We start from the raw sequence: 6,945 nt of genomic DNA, 5'->3' as shown, positions 1-6,945 counted from the left end.
AGTTTGCTAAGAATTTGAGCGAATAATGTTATTTTTGCCATGAGAGGTTCGTTTTTTGTGTTGCACCTCAAAGGTAACTTTAAGGAACAGAAAACGAAAACCTCTCACTTTTTATTTAGGACGCTATTGATTTATTGGCTGGTTTTTATGATATTGGTGTAACTGTCCGGGGAGCGAAATTTTGAGAATGACCACACGGTAGCAGAGGAGACAGATACATTTTTAACAGCAGAAAAAATAAAACATGAAAATAGACAAAGAATTATTTGTAAAAGCACTTGAGAATTTCGACTTCGATTATAAAAGTGAAGTCCAGAAAGTGACAGATAAATCAATTGAGTTTTTTGAAAATTTGAAATTACCAACAGAATTAATCGAGTTTTTAAGAGAATTTTCGTTTCGTGGTGAAATTGACTTTAAAGGAAATTCTTTTCATTGCGTGAACAGAATCCGAACTGAAAACAGAAATGAAATAAATAAAGAAATTTATAAATCCAATTTATTGATTATCGGTTCAGGAATGAATGGGGATCCCATTGTTTTGAATACAAAAACGATGACTGTCGGTTATGTATTCCACGACCAACTTTGGGAAAGCGAAACCGTCGAAAAATTGGAATCAATGTATATTGACTTGAATTTAAGTATTGGAGATTTTTTTTATAAATCAGTGGAAGATGAAGATTTTCCGATAGACGCATATAGTGCAGAAGAATATCTCGAAAAAAGCAGGTAGAAATAGGCCGTCTCCGTAGGAGGCGAATGACATTTGTTTTTGCTATTTGCCTCCTACGGAGACATATTCTTCAGTCAGTTCCTGCCACGGGTTTTACCCGTGGTTATCCACTTTCAGTCCCTTCGGGACAATAAGTTACTGTGCTTTTTAACCCTTGATTCGCATTAATCATTCAGTCTGGACGTAAGCTGCGCTAGGCTTGCATATGGTTAATAAAGTCTGCTCTCTGCGGGAACTTGATGGATATACTATAAAAAGAACCTGAGGAAAATGTTATAAAACCAAAATAAATTGGGGGTTGCCCTAATAAAAAATAAGTATTATGCGAATCAGGGGTTAAATGTGCCGTTAGGCACATCATATTGGTAGAAACATGAATAAAATTCGTTTTTTTGTGCCGTCAGGTACAAAACGTGAATCATTCTGTACATATTGCGTACCTGACGGCACACAATTGACTGATTAAAGCTTCTTTTTACCAACATTCAGTCCCTAAAGGGACAAAAATAGCACATTTAACCCTTGATTCACATGTATTATATATGGATATTTCGGGTTTTTGTAATCTATATAAATAAAACATACAAACTAACAACCAAAGCATTATGAAAAAAGCACTATCATTCTTTACTTTACTACTGCTTACAATCCATTGCTTAGCCCAACAATCAGAGGCAAGAAGCCCGAGAATACAAGTAAACAACCTGCATGGAAACGAAACGCCCGTAACTGTATCAGGTGTGAACATAGATGTAAAAGTAGTCGGTTCACTGGCCGTAACCACCGTGGAAATGACCTTCTACAATCCCAATAACCGTGTGCTGGAAGGGGAATTACAGTTTCCGCTGGCTGAAGAGCAGAGTATATCCCGGTTTGCACTCGACATTAACGGCAAGCTAAGGGAAGGTGTCGTTGTAGAAAAAGCGAAGGGACAGGAAGTTTTCGAATCGATAATAAGGCAAGGCGTAGACCCCGGATTGCTGGAAAAGACTCAGGGTAATAACTTCAAGACGCGGGTATATCCCTTCTTTGCCAAAGGTACACGGAAAGTACTGATAGCCTACGAGCAAGAGCTGCCTAAGAATGAAGACAGCTACCGTTTCTTCCTCCCTGTGGAATATGGGGATGTGCTCGATAATTTCAACCTGAATATAAGTGTGTACGGAGAAGGCTCTCAGCCGAAAGTAGACAAAACACCGTGGGGCGATTTTTCTTTCGATAGAGCAGGCGATGTTTATCAGGCATCGTATTCGGCCCAAAAATATAAGGCTGCGGGGCAACTGGTATTCTCGGTTCCTGTGAAGAATAATAACCAGACTTTCGTTGAAAAGGGGACAATAAGCGGACAAACCGTTTTCTACTCGCAGGTATTCCCTGTAATAAAAGATGAGGCAAAACAAGCTCCTAAACGCGTTGCCCTATTCTGGGACGCATCATCTTCTATGGATAAACGCAATTTCAGCCTGGAAGCCGATCTGCTCGTAGAATATTTTAACCGGATAAGCAATGTGACTGTTGACCTGTATACGTTTAATTGCCTACAGGGCGCACCGCAGGCTTTTACTATCAGAAACGGAAACTGGGGAACCCTGCGCAGCGCTCTGGAAAAAGTATCCTATGACGGGGCAACCCAACTGGGTATCCTGAACTTTTCAAATATAAACGCGGACGAGATATTACTTTTCTCTGACGGGTTAGGCAATTTTGGTAAATTGATTCCTCAAACGGGAAAAACTCCGGTTTCTGCCATTAGTTCATCGCTGAGCGCCGACCACAGTATGCTGAAGTACATCGCATCGGTAAGCGGAGGGAAATACATCAATCTGTTGCAACAAACCCCATCCGATGCCGGGAAGCTGTTGATGAACGAAAATTACAGGCTGATATCCACATTGTATAATAACGCCGAGATAAGTGACTTCACATTCTCCGGTACGGCTATTAAACCGGAGTCGGGCTTCTCAATGGCAGGAAAACTGAATAGCGCCACAGCTACCATCCGGTTAAATTTTGGGATTGGCAATAAGATTCTGCATACCGAAACTGTTACTGTGAGCGCAAAAGACATGGCAAGCTATGGAAACATAGTGGAACGGGTATGGGCTGCAAAGAGAATCGCCGAACTCGATATGCTATTCGACAAGAATAAAGAAGAAATTGAAGAACTGGGTAAGAAATATAACATTGTTACCCGCAATACATCATTGATTGTACTGGATAATTTAAACGATTATATACGGTACAAGATTGTTCCTCCTGCCGAATTGCTGGACGAATACAACCGCAGGGTAAGGCAGATAGAGACCGATGAGAAAGCTGCAAGGGAAAGGCAGATCAACAGAGTAATATCCCTCTTCAACAGTAGAAAAACATGGTGGGAACAAGACTTTTCGCAAGTAGTGAAAACAGCTGTTAAACCTCAACCAACCACCACGCCGACTGTACAGCCTCAGAGAAGCGGCTCTGTAAGCGGTGTTATAACCGACTCATCGGGAGAATCGATTATCGGCGCTTCTGTGGTTGTAAAAGGAACTACTAACGGGACTGTAACAGACCTGGATGGCAAATATTACATCAATGCCCGAAACGGGGACATACTGGTAATATCATACCTTGGATACGAATCGCAAGCCGTAAAGGTAGAAAACAATACGGCGAACGCCATCCTTGAGGAGAGCCAGGCTTTACTCGAAGAAGTGGTAGTAACCGGATACGGGACAACACGAAGAAGGGAACAGGTATCGGCATCGGTAAGCTCCATACAGGCAGATGAAATGGCGACTCCTCCTGCGACTCCTATGGCTCAAGCTAGACCGGAAAGAGCGATAGCAGGTGTTCAGATATCGCAGGAAGAAACTGTAGATAATTATTTATTAGACCTGGGAGTAGGGGATGTGCGGATGGAACAGGAACGGTCAAATGCTCAGGATGGATACCTTGGTGCCTCGGCGGGCACAGATGAACTTGCTGTAAGGCAAAGATCAAAGGCCTCGGTAGAATTAAAGAAATGGCAGTCGGATGCTCCATATATGACCGAACTGAAATCTAAATCGAACAAAGAGTTATACACTGCTTACCTTGCCATCAGAGGGCAATATAAGACCACACCGTCTTTCTTCCTCGAGGTAGCTACATTATTCGAAGAACGCGGACTGAAAGAAGAAGCCCTTATAATCCTTTCCAATCTGGCGGAACTCGAAGTAGAAAACTACAGGTTGCTGCGTGTTTTGGGATACCGCCTGAAACAACTGGGATATACGGAATATGCCATAGACCAGTTCGAAACGGTATTGAGGCTGCGCCCTGAAGAACCACAGTCGTACAGGGATTTGGGGGCGACATACGCGCAAAACAAACAATATCAGGAATCAGTGGATATATTGTGCAAGATACTGGAAAGAAGCTGGGACGGACGTTTTCCTGAAATAGAAGTTATTGCTGCCGAAGAAATGAACCAGGTAATAGCCGAAGCTCATCGCAAAAATGTATCACTGAACCTGCTCAATATTGATGAAAGGCTGATATACAATATGCCTGTGGATATTCGTATAGTCCTCAACTGGGATACGGACAACAGCGATATGGACTTGTGGGTAACCGACCCTAGGGGCGAAAAATGCTTTTACAAAAACAGGTTTACGAAAATAGGAGGCTTTATATCACGCGATTTTACCGGAGGATACGGCCCTGAAGAATTTCTGATAAAGAAAGCCATGAAAGGCAAGTATAAGATTCAGGCGAATTATTACGGCTCGCGCGAACAAACGCTGGTAGGGCCTACAACCATTTATCTGGATATTTATACATATTATGCGTCCGGCACGGAAAAGAAAGAGACCATTACGTTGCGCCTGTCTCGAAACAAAGAGGTATTAAATGTAGGCGAGGTGACTTTCTGATAAAAAGAATCAAATGGAATAATGTAAACGGGGAACTTAAGTAATCAATAATAATTAATGTCGCATTTTGTATCCTTTGTAGGGGCGTACCCTTGTGATCGCCCGATAATCAACGAGCAGGGACAAGCCCAGCCCCTACATAATAGAAATACGACAATAAATTGTTTCTAAAACTTAATTAAGAAAAAAATGGTCGGAAGAAATTTCTTCCGACCACTCATGGCAATTTTACTACTCTTTTTATTTTTTTCTTACGTCTGTATATATTCTTACATTCTTAGTGTAATCTAAGTTGGTTGTTGCATTGTTGGTTGTCTGGAAGAACCCATTTCCTTCGGCTCCGTTTCCGAAGTTACAGTGTACCCATGAGTTATAAGAAGTCGAGTTAGGAGTAGACGGCATTTCACGCATACCATCAATTAGCCAAGAATGGCCACCTACCGAACTTTCTCCCCTAATCCAAACAATTCTATGAGCGACAAGAGAACTCCTTATTTTAGTATTATTAAAACTAGATGCGCCATTGGCCACCATATTTACTTTACTCAACGCTTTTACGGTATTCTCAGTATTTGCACTTGTCCCCATACAACCCACTTCATAGGTAACTTTAGGAACAACATTGTCTCTTAGATATGCAGTAAAAATGGCAACTGCTACAGCTTGTTGTGTTTCAATAGGAGTTGTAGCCATTGCTGGAGCCTGACTGGTTCTTGTTATTAGATTATAGTCAAAGTTTTGACTTGTTGTAGGTTTTGTATATGCCATTGCCTGAGCTAAAGCAATGATTACACAACCGGCTGGATTGCGCCCTTTGTAACGTGTATTAGCATCGAATCTAGGACACGTTGTAGTTGGATAGTTGTTATTGTATGGCGCGCCTTGATGCCATTCTGTGTTTAACAATGGAAATTGCTCATACCACCCCATAAATGCTTTAGTTGAAGGTTTTTTGATAGTGATATCATAAGAATCAATATTTTCTTTACATAGGCTACATCCTTATTAATTTCTTCGCTTATCTTCTGGAAAGCAAGAGCCTTTAATGAATCTTTATTTAGTGAGTTGTACCTTATTAATGAACTTTCAACGGATTCTTTAGATATGTTGTACATGATTCTTAGCCCTTCATTTTCTATCGTATCATTAATAGAGCCTTCAGGAATATAACAGGCTATCTGCGGGAATAACTTGTTACCATATACAACAGCAAATCCTTCTTTAAGATTTTCACTTATCGAGGCTAAGTAATAATCACTTTCTGTACCTGTGTTGTTTTTTAGGCGTTTTGCAATTTTAAATACAGGCCTATCAGGAGAGGATTTTAGTTTATCCGAGTTCTCGTCCCAATTTGTTAACAGTTCAATAACTTGGTTTTCTGTGACATCTGGAATATTATTTTCTGAGATAGACAAGTATTCATCGTTCGTAAGGTTCACTTCAATTTTTTCTTTTTGTGGAGATTCTGAGATAGAGTCATTCTCCTGGATACATGAAAACAGTAAGCCACCCAAAATAAATAGTAATAAGATTTTTTTCATAACAAATAATTTAAATAGTTGATGTGCGAATAGTTTTAAATTTTACTATCTTTGATCGTAAATGTTAATAGAGAATTTATTTTAACCAAATATGCTTTAAAATTAATTAAAAATTTATGAAATAATGAGAAGAAAAAAGTTAATAAATGTTGTATTTGCAACAATTGTCTTTTTAACCTTTATGGATGCTGGTTGTTCCGATAAAAATGAAGTGGAAGGACGCTACAAAGACAATATTCATCTGTCAAAGAAAAATGTTGATTTCAATGCAAAGGCCAGCTCTGATGTGATTACTACTAAAGGGGAAGGGTGGAAATTCGATGTGATAACAGATAATGATGTTAGAACTGACTATAGCAATGAAAAAGAGGAAATTAAAGACTATTCTTCGGATTGGATTACGGTAACAAAAGCGGATGAAAAAACAATTAAATTTGAAGTACAGGAAAATAAGACTGGGAAACAAAGAATTTTGTACCTAGCTCTTTTTAATTGGGGATACTCTGATTTGATAACGGTAACACAGGAAAAAGCAGAATAAGTTAAAGAGAGCTACTAACGAGGGTGTGTCAAAATAGACATGCCCTCTTTTTTACGCACAAAGGCCGAACTTTCCCAAGCTCGGTCTTTGCTATTTCCTAAAGTATTGCTAACTTCAGGTATTCAAAAAATTATTATGTCAAAGATACATTTTCGTCCGTACATACCCAATCAAACGCTACTTTTTCCTGGTAGGATTGATGAAGATATTTCAGCGCACGATCCTGTT

The 6,945-nt window shown here is 39.8% G+C and carries 5 protein-coding genes; 3 read left to right on the top strand and 2 right to left on the bottom strand.

Annotated elements, in window-relative coordinates; all coding sequences use genetic code 11:
* Positions 1 to 244 precede the first annotated feature (244 nt).
* Positions 245 to 736 (top strand): SMI1/KNR4 family protein, encoded by a 492-nt coding sequence (locus D0T84_RS20615; RefSeq protein WP_163309738.1) that lies wholly within the window; start codon positions 245 to 247, stop codon positions 734 to 736.
* Positions 737 to 1,341: 605 nt separating this feature from the next.
* Positions 1,342 to 4,635: a VIT domain-containing protein gene (locus tag D0T84_RS20610; RefSeq protein WP_163309736.1), complete on the top strand. Its 3,294-nt coding sequence runs from the start codon at positions 1,342 to 1,344 to the stop codon at positions 4,633 to 4,635.
* A gap of 240 nt (positions 4,636 to 4,875) precedes the next feature.
* On the opposite strand, the gene D0T84_RS20605 is transcribed toward D0T84_RS20610, so the two are convergent.
* Positions 4,876 to 5,565, bottom strand: a complete 690-nt coding sequence (locus tag D0T84_RS20605; protein ID WP_163309734.1) for a C10 family peptidase — start codon at positions 5,563 to 5,565, stop codon at positions 4,876 to 4,878.
* Entirely contained in the window at positions 5,535 to 6,176 is a 642-nt protein-coding gene (locus D0T84_RS20600; RefSeq protein WP_163309733.1) for a hypothetical protein, read from the bottom strand. Before D0T84_RS20600 ends, D0T84_RS20605 begins: the two co-directional genes overlap by 31 nt.
* 124 nt (positions 6,177 to 6,300) lie before the next feature.
* Here D0T84_RS20600 and D0T84_RS20595 point away from each other — a divergent pair, with 124 nt between their 5' ends.
* On the top strand, positions 6,301 to 6,717 hold the full coding sequence (locus tag D0T84_RS20595) for a BACON domain-containing protein (protein WP_163309731.1): 417 nt from the start codon (positions 6,301 to 6,303) through the stop codon (positions 6,715 to 6,717).
* Positions 6,718 to 6,945: the final 228 nt, after the last annotated feature.

The organism is Dysgonomonas sp. 521 (assembly GCF_010501055.1).
Classification (GTDB): Bacteria; Bacteroidota; Bacteroidia; order Bacteroidales; family Dysgonomonadaceae; genus Dysgonomonas.
This window is presented reverse-complemented; position numbering and strand designations above follow the sequence as displayed.

Bases quoted from the DNA above. Each gene is read 5' to 3' on its own strand.
- D0T84_RS20600 (WP_163309733.1), bottom strand. From the start codon at position 6,176: ATGAAAAAAATCTTATTACTATTTATTTTGGGTGGCTTACTGTTTTCA.
- D0T84_RS20610 (WP_163309736.1), top strand. From the start codon at position 1,342: ATGAAAAAAGCACTATCATTCTTTACTTTACTACTGCTTACAATCCAT.
- D0T84_RS20605 (WP_163309734.1), bottom strand. From the start codon at position 5,565: ATGGGGTGGTATGAGCAATTTCCATTGTTAAACACAGAATGGCATCAA.
- D0T84_RS20595 (WP_163309731.1), top strand. From the start codon at position 6,301: ATGAGAAGAAAAAAGTTAATAAATGTTGTATTTGCAACAATTGTCTTT.
- D0T84_RS20615 (WP_163309738.1), top strand. From the start codon at position 245: ATGAAAATAGACAAAGAATTATTTGTAAAAGCACTTGAGAATTTCGAC.